Origin of the sequence: Agromyces sp. SYSU T00194 (genome assembly GCF_040496035.1) — a bacterium.
In the GTDB taxonomy this organism is placed as follows: domain Bacteria; phylum Actinomycetota; class Actinomycetes; order Actinomycetales; family Microbacteriaceae; genus Agromyces; species Agromyces chitinivorans.
Window position 1 is genome coordinate 1,004,674 of record NZ_JBEPJZ010000001.1, and the last position, 16,491, is coordinate 1,021,164.

Annotated in this window: 14 protein-coding genes; 7 read left to right on the forward strand and 7 right to left on the reverse strand. The window is 73.8% G+C overall.

Features of this window, described 5'->3' with window-relative positions; translation table 11 throughout:
- Positions 1-11 precede the first annotated feature (11 nt).
- The 5 genes from ABZK10_RS04640 to ABZK10_RS04660 are packed head-to-tail and all read left to right on the forward strand — an operon-like array spanning position 12 to position 6,490.
- The gene (locus ABZK10_RS04640; RefSeq protein WP_353808022.1) at positions 12-2,072 is read left to right on the forward strand and encodes a glycosyltransferase; all 2,061 of its coding nucleotides are present in this window, start codon (positions 12-14) and stop codon (positions 2,070-2,072) included.
- Positions 2,069-3,202, forward strand: a complete 1,134-nt coding sequence (locus tag ABZK10_RS04645) for a glycosyltransferase (RefSeq protein WP_353808023.1) — start codon at positions 2,069-2,071, stop codon at positions 3,200-3,202. Before ABZK10_RS04640 ends, ABZK10_RS04645 begins: the two co-directional genes overlap by 4 nt.
- Positions 3,199-4,332, forward strand: a complete 1,134-nt coding sequence (locus ABZK10_RS04650; protein WP_353808024.1) for a glycosyltransferase family 4 protein — start codon at positions 3,199-3,201, stop codon at positions 4,330-4,332. The genes ABZK10_RS04645 and ABZK10_RS04650 overlap by 4 nt, the downstream gene beginning before the upstream one ends.
- Positions 4,329-5,369, forward strand: coding sequence for a glycosyltransferase family 4 protein (locus ABZK10_RS04655; protein WP_353808025.1), 1,041 nt, complete (start codon positions 4,329-4,331; stop codon positions 5,367-5,369). Before ABZK10_RS04650 ends, ABZK10_RS04655 begins: the two co-directional genes overlap by 4 nt.
- Positions 5,366-6,490 (forward strand): glycosyltransferase, encoded by a 1,125-nt coding sequence (locus ABZK10_RS04660; protein WP_353808026.1) that lies wholly within the window; start codon positions 5,366-5,368, stop codon positions 6,488-6,490. The genes ABZK10_RS04655 and ABZK10_RS04660 overlap by 4 nt, the downstream gene beginning before the upstream one ends.
- Here ABZK10_RS04660 and ABZK10_RS04665 read toward each other — a convergent pair.
- The 5 genes from ABZK10_RS04665 to ABZK10_RS04685 are packed head-to-tail and all read right to left on the reverse strand — an operon-like array spanning position 6,487 to position 11,516.
- Positions 6,487-7,449: a glycosyltransferase family 2 protein gene (locus tag ABZK10_RS04665; RefSeq protein ID WP_353808027.1), complete on the reverse strand. Its 963-nt coding sequence runs from the start codon at positions 7,447-7,449 to the stop codon at positions 6,487-6,489. The two genes, ABZK10_RS04660 and ABZK10_RS04665, sit on opposite strands and share 4 nt — an antisense overlap.
- A complete protein-coding gene (locus tag ABZK10_RS04670) occupies positions 7,446-8,297 on the reverse strand; it encodes a hypothetical protein (protein WP_353808028.1) in 852 nt (283 codons plus the stop codon). Before ABZK10_RS04670 ends, ABZK10_RS04665 begins: the two co-directional genes overlap by 4 nt.
- Positions 8,294-9,268, reverse strand: a complete 975-nt coding sequence (locus ABZK10_RS04675) for a glycosyltransferase family 2 protein (RefSeq protein ID WP_353808029.1) — start codon at positions 9,266-9,268, stop codon at positions 8,294-8,296. Before ABZK10_RS04675 ends, ABZK10_RS04670 begins: the two co-directional genes overlap by 4 nt.
- On the reverse strand, positions 9,265-10,362 hold the full coding sequence (locus tag ABZK10_RS04680; protein WP_353808030.1) for a glycosyltransferase family 4 protein: 1,098 nt from the start codon (positions 10,360-10,362) through the stop codon (positions 9,265-9,267). Before ABZK10_RS04680 ends, ABZK10_RS04675 begins: the two co-directional genes overlap by 4 nt.
- Positions 10,359-11,516, reverse strand: coding sequence for a glycosyltransferase WbsX family protein (locus tag ABZK10_RS04685; protein WP_353808031.1), 1,158 nt, complete (start codon positions 11,514-11,516; stop codon positions 10,359-10,361). Before ABZK10_RS04685 ends, ABZK10_RS04680 begins: the two co-directional genes overlap by 4 nt.
- A gap of 41 nt (positions 11,517-11,557) precedes the next feature.
- Here ABZK10_RS04685 and ABZK10_RS04690 point away from each other — a divergent pair, with 41 nt between their 5' ends.
- Positions 11,558-12,676 (forward strand): acyltransferase family protein, encoded by a 1,119-nt coding sequence (locus tag ABZK10_RS04690; RefSeq protein WP_353808032.1) that lies wholly within the window; start codon positions 11,558-11,560, stop codon positions 12,674-12,676.
- A 19-nt stretch (positions 12,677-12,695) separates the two neighbouring features.
- Here ABZK10_RS04690 and ABZK10_RS04695 read toward each other — a convergent pair whose 3' ends face one another.
- Positions 12,696-13,715: a glycosyltransferase family 2 protein gene (locus ABZK10_RS04695; RefSeq protein WP_353808033.1), complete on the reverse strand. Its 1,020-nt coding sequence runs from the start codon at positions 13,713-13,715 to the stop codon at positions 12,696-12,698.
- Positions 13,716-13,756: 41 nt separating this feature from the next.
- A complete protein-coding gene (locus tag ABZK10_RS04700) occupies positions 13,757-15,328 on the reverse strand; it encodes a tyrosine-protein kinase domain-containing protein (protein WP_353808034.1) in 1,572 nt (523 codons plus the stop codon).
- Positions 15,329-15,331: 3 nt separating this feature from the next.
- On the opposite strand from ABZK10_RS04700, the gene ABZK10_RS04705 reads away from it, so the two are divergent.
- A complete protein-coding gene (locus tag ABZK10_RS04705) occupies positions 15,332-16,489 on the forward strand; it encodes a hypothetical protein (protein WP_353808035.1) in 1,158 nt (385 codons plus the stop codon).
- Positions 16,490-16,491 lie beyond the last annotated feature (2 nt).

The following is a 16,491-nucleotide window of genomic DNA, read 5'->3' on the forward strand; positions in this document are numbered from 1 at the left end:
GAGGAGATGCGGTGCGCGTACTGAGGGTTTCTCACAGCGCCGTCGTCGACGAGTGGCGGGGGCGCGAACGGGCCCTCGTCGAGCTCGGCGTCGACGTCTCGCTGCTCAGCGCCCGCCGCTGGCACGCCGGCGGCACCGAGGTCGCGCTCCGGCCGCGCCCGGGCGAGTCCGCCGGCGGCGTCGCCACGCTCGGACGCCACCCCGCACTCTTCGTCTACGACCCGCGGCCGATCTGGCGCGCGCTCGGCGAACGGTGGGACGTCATCGACCTGCACGAGGAGCCGTTCGCCCTCGCGACCGCCGAGATCCTCCTGCTCCGGATGCTCCGCGGGCAGCGCGCGCCCGTCGTGCTGTACACCGCGCAGAACCTGCGCAAGCGCTACCCGGTGCCGTTCCGCTGGTTCGAGCGGTGGGCGCTCCGTTCGGCCGCCGGCGTCTCGGCGTGCAACGCGGAGGCGGCGCGCATCGTCGAGGAGAAGGGCTTCGCCGGCCACGCCCGGGTCATCCCCCTGGGCGTCGACCTCGACCGCTTCCGGCCCGGGGCGGGAGCGGATGCCTCCGGGCCGGCCGACGCCCCCGAAGTGAACCGTGCCCCCGACGCAGGCGATGCGGACGAGCCGATCACCGTCGGCTTCCTCGGCCGCCTCGTGGCGGAGAAGGGCATCCGCGTGCTCCTCGACGCCGCCGTCGCAGAGCCGCGCCTCCGGCTGCGCATCGGCGGGTCGGGCCCCCTGGCCGACGAGCTCGCCGACCGCGCCGCCGCGGGCACGCTCGCCGGCCGCGTGGAGCTGGCCGGCCCGATCGACCCCGACGCGGTCGTCGACTTCTACACGGGGCTCGACGTCGTCGCGATGCCGTCGCTGCCGACCCCCTCGTGGACCGAGCAGTTCGGGCGCGTGGCCGTCGAGGCGATGGCGTGCGGGGTTCCGGTGGTCTCGAGCGACGCCGGCGCCCTGCCCGACGTGGTCGGCGGTGCGGGCGTCGTCGTGCCGGCGGGCGACGCCCACGCCCTGGCGGATGCGCTCGTCGCGGCCGCGACGACGCGGGCCGCCGAGCTGCGCACGCTCGGGGCCGCCCGCGCCGCCGAGTGCGGCTGGGACGCGGTCGGCCGCGACTACCTCGACCTCTACCGCTCGGTGCGGCACGAGGCATCCGCCCCCGCCCCGCCAGTGGAGGTCGTCGTCGTCGCCTACGGGGCGCCCGACCTGCTGCGCCGCGCGCTCGCGCCGGTGGCGGGGCTGCCGGTCACGGTCGTCGACAACTCCTCGCTGCCGGAGATCGCCGCGCTCTGCGACGAGCTGGGCGTGCGGTACGTCGACCCCGGACGCAACGGCGGGTTCGCCGCGGGCGTGAACGCCGCCCTCGCCGACCGCCTCGTGCCCGGCGCCGACGTGCTGCTGCTGAACCCCGACGCGGTCGTGTCGGCCGACGAGGTCTCGGCGCTCCAGGGTGCGCTGCGTGCGAGCGAGGACCTCGCCAGCGTCGGGCCCGCACAGGTCGACGAGCACGGGCGGCCCGCCCGCATCGAGTGGCCGTATCCGTCGCCCGGCCGCACCTGGCTCGAGGCGCTCGGTCTGGGGAGCCTCGCCGTCGGGCCGACGTTCGTGATCGGGTCGGTGCTGCTGCTGCGCGCGGAGGCGCTCGCCCAGGTCGGCGGCCTCGACGAGCGCTTCTTCCTCTACGCGGAGGAGACCGACTGGGCGTACCGCGCACACCGGCTGGGCTGGCGCCACGCGGCCGTGCCCGACGTGCGGGCCGTCCACGCCGGTGCCGGCACGAGCAGCGACTCGATGCGCCGCGAGGCGCACTTCCACGCCTCCCAGGAGCGCTACCTGCGCAAGCACTTCGGCGCCCTCGGGTGGCAGTGGGCGCGCGCGGGGCAGTGGCTGGGCTCGATGGCCCGTGCGGTCGCGCTCCCCGGCGAGCGCGGACGCGACGCGAGGCGCCGCGCCGCACTGTACCGGCTCGGACCCGTGCGGGTCGAGGCGCGGTACCGGGCGGGCGAGGCCGCAGGCGGCGCCCCGAGCGCAGGGGCTCCCGCGCCCGCACTGGGCGACGGGCGCGCGGCGTGACGCACATCGTCCAGGTGGTGCCCCGCATCGGGCCGGGCGCCGGCATCCCCGGGGTCGCCTGGCACCTCGAACGCGAGCTGCGGGCGCTCGGGGCGGAGGTCGAGCGCTTCACCTACGACGACGCGCGACGCGGTCGGGGGAGGCCCTGGCCGACCTCGACGCTGGCCCGGCGCTTCGCCCACGGCTGGCGCATCGTCTTGTTCAGCACGGTGGGAACGCGCCGTGCGCGCGCCTTCCTCGCCGAGCGTCCCGACGCCGTCGCGATCTGCCACAACAACGCGATGGTCGGCGACGTGTACGTCAACCACGGGCTCGTGCTGACGAACATGCGGGCGCGGGGTCGGTCCGCATGGCGAGTCTTCCGCAACCCGTTCCAGGTCTTCAGCTACGCACGCGACGCGATCCGCTACCGCGGCCGCACGCACCGGGCGGTCGTGGCGCTGTCGGCCGCCGCCGCCGCGGAACTGCGGGCGGTCTACCGTCGCGTCCGGCCCCGGATCGTCGTCATCCCGAACGGCGTCGACCTCGAGCGCTTCCGCCCGCCGACGGCGGAGGAACGTCGCGCGGCCCGCAGCGCGCTCGGGCTGGGCGAGCACGAGCGGGTCGCGGTGTTCGTCGGCCACGAGTTCGCGCGCAAGGGGCTCTCGTTCGCGATCCGCGCCCTCCGGCACGCCCCCGACGTGCTGCTGCTCGTGGTGGGCGGGAATCGCGAACTTATCGCCCACGCCCGGCGCGAAGCGGCTTCCGCCGGGCTCGCCGACCGCGTGCACTTCACCGGTCCGCACCCCGACCCGCTCCGGTTCCTCGCGGCATCCGATATCTTCGTGCTACCGAGCGCATACGAGGCCAACGCCCTGGTCGTGCTCGAGGCGCTCGCCTGCGGCCTCCCGGTGATCGCCACCCGCGTCGGATACGCACCGGAGATCATCATGGACGGCAGCAACGGATTCCTCGTCGCGCGCGACGCGGAGGAGATCGGCGCGCGCCTCGACCAGCTCGCCGCGGTCGACCTCGCACCATGGCGAGTTCGCGCGCGGGCGAGCGTGTCCGAGCACTCGTGGCGTTCCATCGCCGCTCGGTACCTCGCGCTCGCCGACGAGCTGCACGCGCAGCGCGAGGCGGCCCGATGACGCACATCGTGCAGATCGCTCCGTCGATCGAGCCCGGCAGCGGCGTGGCCGGCGTCGCGTACAACCTCGAGCGCGAGTTCCGAGCCGCAGGCGCCCAGGTCGAACGCTTCACCTCCGCCGACGCCGGGCGCCCGCTGCGTGGGGCCGGAGGCGGACCGCAGCTCGTGACGCACCTCGAGCGGGCACGGAACGTGATCTGGTTCAGCACCGTGGGAACACGTCGGGCTCGCAGGTTCCTGGACTCCAGGCCGGACGCGGTCTCGATCTGCCACAACGACGTGATGGCCGGGGACGTCTACGTGAACCACGGGCTGCTGCAGGCCGCGATGCGCGCACGCGGCGACTTCGCCTGGCGGATGCTCCGCAACCCGGTCCACCTCTACACGGCGATGCGCGACCGCATCCGGTACCGCGGACGCACCCACCGGGCGGTGGTCGCGCTCACCACGCACGAGGCCGAGTTGCTGGTCGAGGAGTACGGACGCGTCCGCGCACCGATCCACGTGATCCCCAACGGCGTCGATACGAAACGGTTCCGCCCCCCGACCGAAACCGAGCGTCACGGCGCCCGGCGCGACGCCGGGATCGACGACGACCGGACTGTCGCGGTGTTCATCGGACACGAGTTCGAACGGAAGGGCCTGCCCATCGCGATCGACGCACTCGGCGGTGCCCCCGATGCGACGCTGCTGGTCGTCGGCGGTACGGGGGACATGATCCGCCGTGCGCGTGCACGGACCCGGCGGAACGGCGTCGACGGACGCGTGCGCTTCGTCGGCACCCAGCCGGATCCGGTCCCCTACCTCTGGGCCGCCGACCTGCTGGTGCTGCCGAGCGCCTACGAAGCGAACGCCCTGGTCGTGCTCGAGGCCCTCGCCTGCGGGCTCCCCGTCGTGTCCACCCGGGTCGGATTCGCCCCCGACATCATCGTCGACGGCGAGAACGGCTTCCTGGTCGACCGCGATCCCGCATCGGTCGCGCAACGCCTCGACGAGCTGGATCGGCTCGGTCCACGCATCACCGCGGAGTGGCGGGCCCGCGCTCGCGCCACGTCCGAGCGCTACACGTGGCCGGAGATCGCCCGGCGCTACCTCGCCCTCATCGACGACCTCCGTTCGGGGGGCGCATGACGCCGCCGCTCCGCATCGTGCACGCGATCCGCTCCGACGGCTTCTCAGGGGTCGAGCAGTTCGTCCTGCGGCTGGCCGGCACCCAGGCGGCCGACGGCCACGACGTGCTCGTGATCGGCGGAGCGACCGACCGTATGCGTCCCGTGCTCGACGCCGCAGGCGTTCCGCACCTGCCCGCCGTCCGTACGATCGACGTCACGCGCGCGGTGCGACGGCATGCCCGTCGGGCGGACGTCGTGAACACCCACATGACCGCCGCCGACGTCGGGACGGTCGCCGCGTTCGCGCTGACCCCTCGGTCGCGGCGTCCCGCGATCGTCGCGACCAGGCACTTCGCGAAGGCACGCGGGCGCGTCGGCCCGGTGCCGATCGCCGCCCTCGTCGGCCGGCGCATCGACGCGCAGCTCTCCATCAGCGACGCCGTCGCCGAGGCGGTGGACGGCGCCAGCGTCGTCGTGCACCCGGGCCTCGACCCGCGACCCGACGTCGACCCGGGCACCCGCGGGCGCATCGTGCTCATGGCGCAGCGGCTCCAGCCGGAGAAGCACACTGCCGTCGGCATCCGGGCGTTCGCCGCGTCGGGCGTCGCCGATGCGGGGTGGCGGATGCGGGTGGCCGGCACCGGCCCCGAACGACCGGCGCTCCAGGAGCTCGCCACCGAGCTCGGCGTCGCCGACGCGGTCGACTTCCTCGGCTTCCGCACCGACCTGCCCGACCTGATGGACGGTGCGGGCGTGCTCGTCGCGTCGTGCCCGTTCGAGCACTTCGGCCTCACGGTGCTCGAGGCGATGGCCAGTGGGCTCCCGGTCGTCGGCGCGGGCGCCGCCGGGCACCTCGACATGCTCGACGGGCTCGACGCCCGCGCGCTCTTCCCGCCGGACGACGTCGACGCGGCGGCATCCGCCCTGCACTCCCTGGCGGACGACGCCGACGGCCGCGCGGCGCTCGGCGCGACGGAGCGCGAACGACAGCGGCGCGACTTCTCGCTCCGGGCGCAGGCCGCTGCCACCGAGGCCGTCTACCGGAGCGTGCGATGACCGACCTCGTGGTCATGTCCCTGGAGCGATGGGACGACGTCTGGCGCCGCAACCAGCACCTCGTCGCGGGCCTGCTGCGCGCCGACCCCGACCTGCGGGTGCTCTTCGTCGAACCGCCCGGCGACCCGACGCACGACCTCCGCTCGGGCCGCCGCCCGGACCTGGGGCATGGACCCGTCGCGATGGACGTCCCGGCACCGAGCCGACTCTGGACGTATCGCCCCGTGAAGTGGCTGCCCCGGAAGCTCGATCGCCGGGCCGACGAGCGGATGGCCCGCGCGGTCCGGCGCACCGCACGCCGGCTGGGGATGGAGGCGCCCGTGCTGTGGATCAACGACCCGGGTGCGGTCGCGGTCTCCGACGCATCGGGCTGGCCGACGGTCTACGACATCACGGACGACTGGCTGTCGGCGGACCGCCCGGCGGCAGAACGCGCACGGTCGGCCGCGAACGAGGCCCGCCTGCTCGCCACGGCGGGCGAGGTGGTCGTCTGCTCGGCCGAGCTCGCCCGTCGCAAGGGGCGCGACCGCGACGTCACGCTCATCCCCAACGCGGTCGATGTGGCCGCGTACCGCCGGCCCCGCCCGCGTCCGACGGACCTGCCCGGCGGGCCGACCGCGCTGTACCTGGGCACCGTGCATCCGCACCGCATCGACGTGGACCTGTGCGCCGCCACCGCCGACGCACTGGGCGACCGCGGCACGCTCGTGCTCGTCGGCCCGAACCTCCTGGAGCCCGACGACGCCGAGCGCCTGCGGCGTGCGGGCGCGCTGCTCGTCGGCCCCCGCTCGAGGGACGACGTCGTGGGCTATCTCCAGCACGCGGACGTGCTCGTCGTGCCGCACGTGGTGACCGAGTTCACCGACAGCCTCGACCCGATCAAGCTCTACGAGTACCAGGCGGTCGGCCGGCCGGTGGTCTCGACCCCGGTCGCCGGGTTCCGCGATGCCGACGACCCGCGTGTCGTGCTCGCCGCGGGCGCGGCATTCGCCGACGCCGTGGTCTCGGCCGTCGCATCCGCCCACCCGTTCCCCGACGGCGCGACCGGCGCCGTGGCCGACTGGTCCGACCGGGTCGCCGCGATGGCCGGGGTGCTCGGCCGGCTGTCCGCCGTGAGCTAACCCGCCGCGTGGTCGCGGCGGACGCGCCCCGCGCGGTTCCGGAGCCGCGACGCGATCGTCGACGACCAGCCCGCGACGACGCCGCGCGGGGAGAGCCGGAGCGAGTCGCGGACGTCGAGCATCGCCTGCCGTCGGCGGCCGGCCCTCAGCAGGCCGATCACGCGACCCGCGGACCACGACGCGTACGCGCGATCGAGGAGGCGGGCGTTGCGGCGCAGCGCGTCGACGTGCGCGTCCTCGCCGCGCGACGCGGCGTCCTCGAGGTTGGTCCGCACGGCGCGCGATCCCGCCGCGTGCAGGCGCCGCCAGTCGGCGGCGGTCGCGTTGCGGTCGTGCCGGCGGTACTCGACGACCGGCGCCCCGCAGCCGACGAGCCGCCCATGCCGGAGGAGCCGCAGCGTGAACTCGGTGTCCTGGGAGAGGCCGAAGTCCTCGTCGAAGGTCCCGGCGAGTGCGAACGCATGACGCCGCACCACGAGCGTGGTGATGCGCGGGATCGGCGTCTCGCCGCGGAGGTAGGCGTCGGAGGTGGCACGGGGCGTGTGCCATGCGTCGAACGCGACCCCGTCTCCGTCCACGTCGATGCCGTCGCCGAAGGCGCCGATCGCCTCCGGGTCCGCGCCGAGCGCCGCCACCAGCCGCTCGAGTCGATCGGCCGGCCACCGGTCGTCGTCATCGAGGAAGGCGACGACATCGCCCGACCCGGCGGCGATCGCGGTGTTGCGCGCGGCCGCCGCCCCGCCGTTCTCGCGGTGGATGAGCCGCGCGCCGTCGACGCTGCCGACGATCCGCTCGAGCTCGTCGCCGCGCCCCGAGCCGTCGTCCACGACGATCAGCGACCACCTGCGATAGGTCTGCGCTGCGACCGACGCGAGGGCCGTCTCGAGGTACGGGCTCACCCGGTTCGTGGGGACGACGACGTCGACGAGCGGCCGCGCGCCCGGGGCATCCGTCGTCACGGCTCGATCCCCGCGAACTCGGGCAGTCGGGTGACGCGGAAGCGCCCGAACGGGTTCCGCGCGAAGGGGGCGGCGAGCATCGTGCGCCGGGGATGGGCCGCCCGACGGCGCCAGCGCCGCAGGTCGCGGTCCCAGTCGCGCTCGCCCGCGTAGCCGGAGGTGATGCGCTTCTCCGCCATCTGCCGCTCCGTGCGCACCCAGCTCATGTGGATGATCGCGTCCCGCGGCGGAATCACGGCGTGCACAGGCGTGCCGAACGGGTGCGCCGGGTCGGTGTTGCGGGGGGACATGTCCACCCGGTGCACCGGCGTGTCGGCCGCCTGCCGCGCGAGGGTGAGGCGCGTCCCGGCACGGACCGCCACCGGTCCGGGGAACCCCGCCTGGGCGGTCCAGAACCGGCCGCAGTGCTCGAGGAAGGCCCCGTCGGCCGTCCGGGCGTGGAAGTTGCGCATGGGGAAGGCGAGCGCTTCGGCGGCACGGCGATCCGCCTCGGCCAGGTGATCCAGCAGCACCCCGACGGAGGGGACGATCTCGTCGGTGTCGAGCTGCAGCACCCAGTCGGCACCCTCGGAGGCGGCGTCGAGCGCGGCCTGCCGGTGCTCGGTCTCGACCGCCATGACCTCCCGCGACGCGTCCGAGTGGTCGCCCGGCCTGAAGACCAGCTTGCCGTCGGGGTCGGCAGCGCGCATGCGCCCGAGCGCCTCCTCGACCGAGAGCGGCGCCCCGCCCCAGGCACGGCCGTCGGCGTCGTACGAGACCACGATGCGCTCGACCACGTCGTAGTACGAGCCGATGCTCTGCGCGACCCAGGCCGGATCGCCCGCGAGCACGTAGGCGTGGAGCCTCATCCGGCCGTTCCCTCCGCGGGCTTCGCACGCACGCCCGGCGCAGCGCTCGCTGCGAGGCCCGCCACCGTGCCGACCACGTCGACCGCCGCGCGCCAGCCGCCGCCGACCACGCCCCGCAGCTTCTCGCGCGCGCCGCTCCGCTTCGGGTCGCGCACCGAGCGGAGTCCCGTGACCACCTGGTGGCCGGCCTCCGCCGCGGCGGTGCGCAGGTAGCTGCGGAAGTGCGGGTCGCGGTACCCGAGGGTGCTCGCGAGCAGCACGACGTGGTTGCGGGCGCCGTAGTAGCGGTACCGGGCGTCGAACCGGCGCCCGCGCGCGTAGGTGCCGGCGACGTGAAGCACGACCGCGGTCGGCGTGTAGACGATGCGCCAGCCCGCACGCCGCATGCGCAGCGCGATGTCCGTCTCCTCACGGAGGCACGTGCCGGGATAGAGATCGCGGATGCCCCCGAGCTCGCGCACCACGCTCATGCGCACCGACATGTTGGCGCCCAGCATGTGGTCGACGTCGACGTCGCGCCCGGGGTCGGCCGCGAAGAACCCGGTGAGCCGCCCGTCGGGCAGCAGCAGGCCGATCTCGCCGATGCCCTCCTGCTCCTCCCCCGGCTGCTCGTTGCGCGCCCGGCCGCCGACCGCCGCGACGGCGGGGTCGGCGTAGGGCTTCAGCAGCTCCTCGAGCCACTCGGGCTCGGCGAACGCGTCGTCGTCGATGAAGGCGACCACGTCCTGGCGCACGCCCTCGACGCCGATCGCGCGCGAGGTCGCAGTGGAGCCGATGCCCTTCTCGTTGCGCCGGTATTCCACCTCCGGATGCTCCTGCACGACCGCCCACGTCGCCTCATCGGGCGACGCGTCGACGACCACGGTGCGCTCGGGGCGCACCGTCTGGGCCGCCAGGTGCTCGAGGCACGTGCGCACGTAGTCGGGGCGGTTGTACGTGGCGATCACGACCGCGACGCTGGGGGTGGTCACGTGGTCTGCTCCTTCGTGGGGCGGGCGTGCTGCTCGGCCCGGTACACCTGCTCGTAGTGGTCGGCGACGGCGTGCAGGTCGAACTCGACGGCGCGCGCGAGCGACGCCTCGGCGAGCTCGGCCCGCCGGCCGGCATCCGTCAGCACCCCGACGAGCGCGTCGCCGAGCCCGTCGAGCTCGGCGAGCACGCCGTAGCGGCCCTCGTCGGTCACGTAGCGGGAGCCGACGTTCGGCGTGGCGATCACCGGGAGTCCCGCGGTCATGGCCTCGGCGTAGGGGATGCCGAACCCCTCGTACGTCGAGGGCAGGCTGAAGGCCCAGGCGCTCCGGTACTCCTCCGCGAGCTCCGCGTCGGTCAGGCGCCCGAGCGCGACGACGCCGTCGGGCAGCTCGTCGGGTGCATCCTGGGTGACCATGCGCAGCTCGGCATCGGGCACCCGGGGTCGCACCTCGTCCGCGAAGATCCGGGCGAGCTCGGCGCCTCGCTTGCGGCCGCGCCAGGTGCCGACGAACAGCACGGTCGGCGCCGTGCGCTTCGCGCCTCCGGGCGCGAACGCCGACGCGTCCACCCCGTTCGGGATCACTGTGTCCACCCACGGTGTCCACTTCCGCGTCGCCGGCGAGATGAGCACCGTGCGGTCGGCGACGACGCTCGCGAGCACCTCGGTGCAGCCGAGCAGCACCATGCGCGCGCGCTCCTTCGCGCCCCGGATGCGCAGCGCCTCCTCGAAGCACGACCCGTGCAGGGTGCGCACGTGGGCGGGCACGCGCCGTCGCCACATCCAGTAGTCCTCGCCGTGCGCGTGCAGCACGTCGTACGACGAGAGGTCCATGCGCCGCATCGCGAACGCGAAGCGGAAGGTGCGCATCGATCCTTCGAGGGGCACGTGGACGTGGCCGTACCGCGCCCCCTCGACGGGTGCGCACGGGCTGAAGACGTCGACGTGATGCCCACGGTCGGCCAGCTCGTTGGCCAGCGCGTGCACCTGGTACCCCACGCCGATCTTGCTCTCGCTCGGCAGGTAGTACGAGATCATCGCGATGCGCAGCGGTCGGTCCGTCGAGTCGAGCGGATGCCGCGGGGGAACGGTCACGACAACCCGGCCCGCAGCGCCTCGAGCCAGGCGTGCCCCTCGCGCAGGTCGGGCTCCAGGTGGTTGCCCTCCGCCCACTCGTTCCACGACTTCACCCAGAGCAGCCGCTCCTCGGCGGGTCGGTCGGCGAGGAGCTCCACGGCGTCCGCGACGTTGCGCCGGAAGCGCTCCGGGGTCGCGTCGCGCACGACGAGCCCGCGCCGCCCCGCACGCGGGGTGTTGTCCCAGTTGGGGTACACGCAGGGCTGCACCCGCGGGTCGCGCGGATAGTCGGCGACGATGCGGTCGGAGTACGGCCAGATCTCCGGCCCGCCCATGAGCTTGCGGCCGGCGCGCATGCGGAACCGGGTCGCGGGCGTCACCTCGGCGGGCAGGCGCATGTAGACGCTCGCGTCGAAGCCGTCGGCCTCGGCGTTCGCGTAGCGGGCGCCCGCACCGAGGAGGTCGCTCGCCTCCGCGACGAGGTAGAGCCCCTCGAGGCCCGCCTCCCGGGCCATGGCCTGCCACCGGTCGACGAACTCCGCCGCATCCGGCAGCTCCTCGGGGCGGAACACGTAGAAGAGCGGTCGCCCGTGCACCCGGATGTACCGCTCGTCGCGGAACGCCGGGAGGATCGTTTCGAAGTGGCGCCGGTCGTCCTCGGCGCCGAGGTACCGCTGCTGCTTGAGGATCGTGTCGGCGGCCGCGTGCCAGATGCCGGTCCACGACTGGTTCGCCCATGCGAGCGCGAACCCGACCTCGGGCTCGCCGCGCTCGAGCACCTCCGCGAACGGGCGCTCCAGGATGCGATCCCCGCCGCCGAACCAGTAGTGCCAGTAGACGAACCCCTCCACGCCGTACGCGCGGGCGAGGTCGCTCTGCGCCTGGCGCGTCTCGGGGACGCGGAGGTCGTAGAAGCCGAGGTCGGCCGGCAGCGTCGGCTGCAGGTGACCGGGGTACAGGCGCCGGGCACGCGCGGTATTGGTCCACTCGGTGAATCCCGGGCCCCACCAGCGGTCGTTCTCGGGGATGGGGAAGAACTGCGGCAGGTAGAACGCGAGGGCGCGCGCGCGCAGTCCGGTCGCGGGGGCGCCCTCGGGCCCCCGCTGATCGGTCGCCTCGGGTGGCGTCTCGGTCACGCGTACCGCCAGTCGTCGTCGTTCGGGTTCGAGCACGCAGCATCCTACTGGCTCCCCGTTTCCAGTAGGTTCGACGCATGAAGCCGCCGCCCGCCGGCCGGTTCCTCGCGCTCGACGGCCTGCGAGGAGTCGCCGCACTCGCCGTACTCGTGTTCCACATGTTCTGGAACTCGGCGAGCGCCGACACGCTCGCCGAGTGGATGCCGGCGCCCGTGATCGACGCGACCGGCCTCATGCGCAGCGGCGTGGCGATCTTCTTCGTCATCTCGGGCTTCGTGATCGCCTACACGACGGCGAACATGCGCACGCTGCGCCAGGGCGGCCGCTTCGCCCTGCGCCGCCAGGTGCGCCTCGACCCGCCGTACTACGCCGTGATCGCGGTCGTGCTCGTCATCGAGTTCGCGCAGACCCTCGTGCCCGGACTCGTGGGCCGCGAATTCACCGCCCTCGACGTCCTGCTCAACCTGGTCTACCTCCAGGACATCCTCGGGGTGCCGTCGGTCCTCGCCGTGGCATGGACCCTCTGCCTCGAGGTGCAGTTCTACCTCGTCGTGGTGCTCCTCGCCGTGCTCGCGACACGTGCCACGCGGTCGGAGGCGTGGCGGCGGCGGGTCGTCGTCTGGAGCGCCGGCGCGATCGCGCTGGCGTCGCTGGCGCTCCCGCTGCTGGGCATCGGCAGCGGCCCGTGGGTGCTCGGGGTGTGGTGGATGTTCGCGATCGGCATGGTGCTCGCCTGGCACACGACCGCGACCGTGCGCACCTGGCACGTCGCCGCCGCGTTCGCGGTCCTCGTCGCGTGGGCGGCGCTGCGGCAGTTCGTGCTCGGCCAGGCCGACCCGTGGGGCGGCGAGTGGTTCGCGATCGGCACCGGCCTGCTCATCTGGGCGCTGATCGAGCGCGACCGGCTCGCGCGGTCGCCCGGTCGTGTGCTGCTGTACTTCGGACGGATCTCGTACCCGCTCTACCTCGTGCACCTGCCGGTCATCGCCGTCGTGGCGGGCGCCGGGTTCAAGGCGTTCCCGGATGCCCCGTGGGCCCAGTTGCTCATCGTGCTGGTCTCGGGCGCGCTCGCCATCGGGGCGGCCGACCTCCTGCACCGGTGGGTCGAGCAGCCCGCGATCGGCTGGTCGAAGCGCCTTCGGCGCACCCGGACGGACGCCGGCGCGCCCGTGGCCGAGCGCACCGGGTCGGCCTGACCGTCGCCCGCGGGGCCGGTCAGCGCCGGGCGACCCGCCGCCGCAGGGAGCGCACCGCGTCGCGCAGCCACGGGAGACGCGCCGCGACGGTGGCCCGGCGCAGCTCGCCCCGACGCCCGTGCGGCGGCCAGAGGAGCCCGGCGAGGTGCGCGATCGCCGCGCGGGTGCGCGGGTCGCGGTACTCGGGCGCGCCCAGCAGTTCGCGCAGGAGGTGCCGGTGCAGCGAGCCGTCGAGCCGGCCGGACAGTCCCGTGCCGATGTCGACGAGGCCCCCGCCGAGTCGCAGCGCCACGGCCGATGAGAGGAACGGGAGCCCGAGCTTGGTCGTGCGGGACGTGGCCCCGAGGTGCACGCGGTAGAAGACGGTCGGCTGGTCCACCTGCGGGATCGGCTGGAGGCGGGCGACGTTCACGAGCAGCCAGTAGTCGTCCATCGCCAGCGCGTGGGGCGCGAATCCGCCGGCGAGTCGCAGCAGCAGCGGATCGGCGAGGAAGCTCGTGGTCGTCGAGACCGGCCCGCGGAGCATCGCCTCGAGGTCGTGCACCTCGACGTCGTCCGAGCCCGCATCCGCCGAGCGGTCCAGGAGCTCGGCGAGCGTGTCGTCGCTGCCGACGAGCAGCCCCGCCCATCCGCCGACGCCCTCGTCGAGCCGGCGGAGCCGCTCCTGCTCGTCGGCAGCCGCGAACGTCTGCTCGCGGAGGAAGACGATGCGCTCTCCCGGGTGCGCGTCGAGCCAGCCGAGCGCGCGCGCCAGGTGCTCCGGGTGCCAGAGGTCATCCTGGTCGAGGAACGCGATCCAGTCGCCGCGGGCCTCGGCGAGGCCACGATTGCGGGCCACCGCGACACCGAGGTGCGACTGCTCGAGCACCCGCGGCGAGACCGGATGGGAGCGCGCCCGTTCGCGCCCGTCGTCGTCCGAACCGTCGTCGACGACGATGACCTCGAGGTCGCCAACCGTCTGGCGCGCGATGGAGGTCAGCGTCTCCTCGATCCACGCGGCGCCGTTGTACAGCGGCACGACGATGGAGACGCGCGGCATCGCAGGCGACGGGGCGCCGGCGTCGCGGTCCGCTGGGGCCATCAGGCGGACGACGCGCCGCGCCGACCGCGCCGCGGCGTGGTCTCCGGCTCGCCGAGGTCGCTCAGGTCGGCGGGGACCGGGACCTCCGTCATCGTGGGCTCCGGCGCTGCCGACTCCTGCGAGTGCGCGACGTACTCACGGCGGTACTCGTACGAGTACGGTGTCGCGTCGACGCCGCGCAGCGGCGCCTTGTTGAGCACGACGCCGAGCGCCCGTCCGCGCGCCTTGCGGAGGGTGTCGAGCGCCTTCTCCAGCAGGTCGTACGTCGTCTTGCCGAGGCTGGTCACCACGAGTGCACCATCGGCCTGATGCGTGAGCACCGCACCGTCGGTGACAGGCAGCAGCGGCGGCGCGTCGATGATGACCGTCGCGTGCTTCGCCAGCTCGGCGATGAGCGTGCGCATGCGCTCCGAGCCGAGCACCTCGCTCGGGTTCGGCGGCACGCTGCCGGCCGCGAGCACGATCAGGTTGACCGACTTCGGGGTGCGCTGGAGGACGTCGGTCAGTTCCGCGCGACCCGCGAGTACGTCGCTGAGGCCGGCACCACCAGGAAGGCCCATGGTCTTCGCGACCATGGAGCGCCGCATGTCGCCGTCCACCAGCACCACCGCGGTACCGGCAGCAGCGAGCGTGAGCGCCAGGTTGCAGGCGATGGTCGACTTGCCGTCGCCGGGGAGCGGACTGGTGACGACGATGGTCCGCGGCGGGTGGTCGACGTCCATGAACTGGAGGTTGGTGCGCAGCGAGCGCAGCGCCTCCGCCACGGCGAAGTTGTCGCCCTTGCCCCCGTTCCGCTCGTTGAGCGAGACGAGGCGCTGATCGTCGGTCAGCCCGGGCACCAGTGGGATGGTGCCGACGACCGCGATGCCGGTGCGCTGCTCCACGTCCTCGGCTGCACGGATGCGACGGTCGGAGACCGTACGGATGAGCGCGAACGCGATACCGAACCCGAAGCCGAGAATGGCGCCGACGAGGATCGCCATGCGGACGTCGGGGAACGAGGGCGACGACGGCAGTGAGGCGATGTCTGCGGGGATGACCGTGACCGGCGCCGAACCCTCCGATCCGTCGCCCTCGATGTCGTCGATCTCGATGATCATCGCGTCGATCCACGCCTCGGCCAGCGCCCGCGCCTCCTCGGGCGACGGCCCGGTGGCGCTGATGCGCATGATGACCGTCTCGGCCGGGTTCGTCACCTCCACGCGGTTGACGACGGCCTCGGGCGTCGTCTGGAGGCCGAGCGCATCGATGGCGTTCTGCGCCACGGATCGCCATCCGGCGATCTCGAGGTAGGAGCTGACCTTGCCGCGCGCGAGGTTGTCGCCGATGGTCGAGATGCCGACGTCGCTGTTCTGCGCGGACGCGATGTATCCGCTCGCGTATGCGGTGTACACGGGGGTCTGCAGCTGCGACCAGCCGTACCCGGTCCCCGCGCCGACCAGCGTCATGAGCAGGATGGCCAGCCAGTGCCTGCGCAGGCCTCGGATGTAGTCGCGGAGCTCCATGGCACCTCCGGTCGCGTTCGTGTCACCATCCGCGGCGCGGCGGTACCCGGGACGAGTAGGCTCCATGCTATGCCATCCGAATTCACCGTGCGTGCGCTCGATTCCACGGTGCGGATCGCCGGCGATGCGAGCCTCGCTCCGGAGCAGTTCGCCGAACTCGAGGCACAGTGGCGCGACCTCGTCGCCCCCCACGTCGACTCGGCCGACCGCACGATCCGGGTGGGGCTCGGTGCGGGAATCGGAGCGGCACCTGCCGACGGTGAGGACCGCGTGTTCGTGGACTCCTTCGAGGAGCTCTGCGATCGTCTCGCGACGGAGGTCACGCTCGCAGGCATCCGGGGCCTGCAGGGCCGTGCCCTGATGCTCCACGCGGCAGCGGTCGACGCGGGCGACGGGCGCGTGGTCGGCTTCGTCGGGCCCTCCGGACGAGGCAAGACGACCGTCGCCCAGGCGCTGGGGCACGACTTCGGCTACGTGACGGACGAGACGCTCGCCGTACGGCCGGATGGCACCGTGCTGAGCTACCGCAAGCCGCTCTCGATCGGCTCCCGCCCGGGTCGCAAGCGCACGGCACCGGCGTCGGATCTCGGCCTGCGCTCAGTGGATGCGGATGGACTGGAACTCGCAGCAGTGGTGCTGCTCGACCGTCGTGCGGAGGTCGCGACCCCGTGGGTGGAGTCCGTCCCGCTCGCCGAGGGGCTCCCCGAGCTGGTCAGCCAGTCGAGCTACCTCGCCGTCATGCCGCGTCCGCTGCGCATGCTCGCCGAGGTGGTGCTCGCCGCCGGGGGCATCCGACGAGTGGTCTACGGAGAGGCGACGACGCTCCCCCCGCTGATCGAGGAACTGATCGCCACTCGCGAGGCGGAGCCGCCCATGCTGGTCGACGTCGCGGACTCGACCGAACAGGGCTGCGGGTGCGCCCAGGCCCCGTCCGTCGATGCGGATGCCGCTTCGGTACCGCGCAGCGGCTCCTACCGCCGCGAGGCGCACCGCGATTCGCTCATGCTCGACGAGCGCCTGTACGTGCTCCGCGCGTCGGAGGTGTTCGTGCTGGAGGGCCTGGGTCCCGTGGTCTGGCTCGGCGCAGACGACTCCACCGAGGAGGACCTGCGCGAGGAGGCTCTCCGCCAGCTGCCGGAGCCGCCCGAGGGTGTGGATCCCGGCCTCCTCGTGTCCGCGGCGATCCGCGACCTGCTCGACGCCGGGCTGCTGACGCAGCAGGCGTAGTA

What these genes read in the sequence shown, in the direction of transcription:
- ABZK10_RS04670 (WP_353808028.1), bottom strand. Translation starts at nt 8,297, where the DNA reads ATGAGGCTCCACGCCTACGTGCTCGCGGGCGATCCGGCCTGGGTCGCG.
- ABZK10_RS04650 (WP_353808024.1), top strand. Translation starts at nt 3,199, where the DNA reads ATGACGCACATCGTGCAGATCGCTCCGTCGATCGAGCCCGGCAGCGGC.
- ABZK10_RS04660 (WP_353808026.1), top strand. Translation starts at nt 5,366, where the DNA reads ATGACCGACCTCGTGGTCATGTCCCTGGAGCGATGGGACGACGTCTGG.
- ABZK10_RS04695 (WP_353808033.1), bottom strand. Translation starts at nt 13,715, where the DNA reads ATGCCGCGCGTCTCCATCGTCGTGCCGCTGTACAACGGCGCCGCGTGG.
- ABZK10_RS04690 (WP_353808032.1), top strand. Translation starts at nt 11,558, where the DNA reads ATGAAGCCGCCGCCCGCCGGCCGGTTCCTCGCGCTCGACGGCCTGCGA.
- ABZK10_RS04655 (WP_353808025.1), top strand. Translation starts at nt 4,329, where the DNA reads ATGACGCCGCCGCTCCGCATCGTGCACGCGATCCGCTCCGACGGCTTC.
- ABZK10_RS04700 (WP_353808034.1), bottom strand. Translation starts at nt 15,328, where the DNA reads ATGGAGCCTACTCGTCCCGGGTACCGCCGCGCCGCGGATGGTGACACG.
- ABZK10_RS04705 (WP_353808035.1), top strand. Translation starts at nt 15,332, where the DNA reads ATGCCATCCGAATTCACCGTGCGTGCGCTCGATTCCACGGTGCGGATC.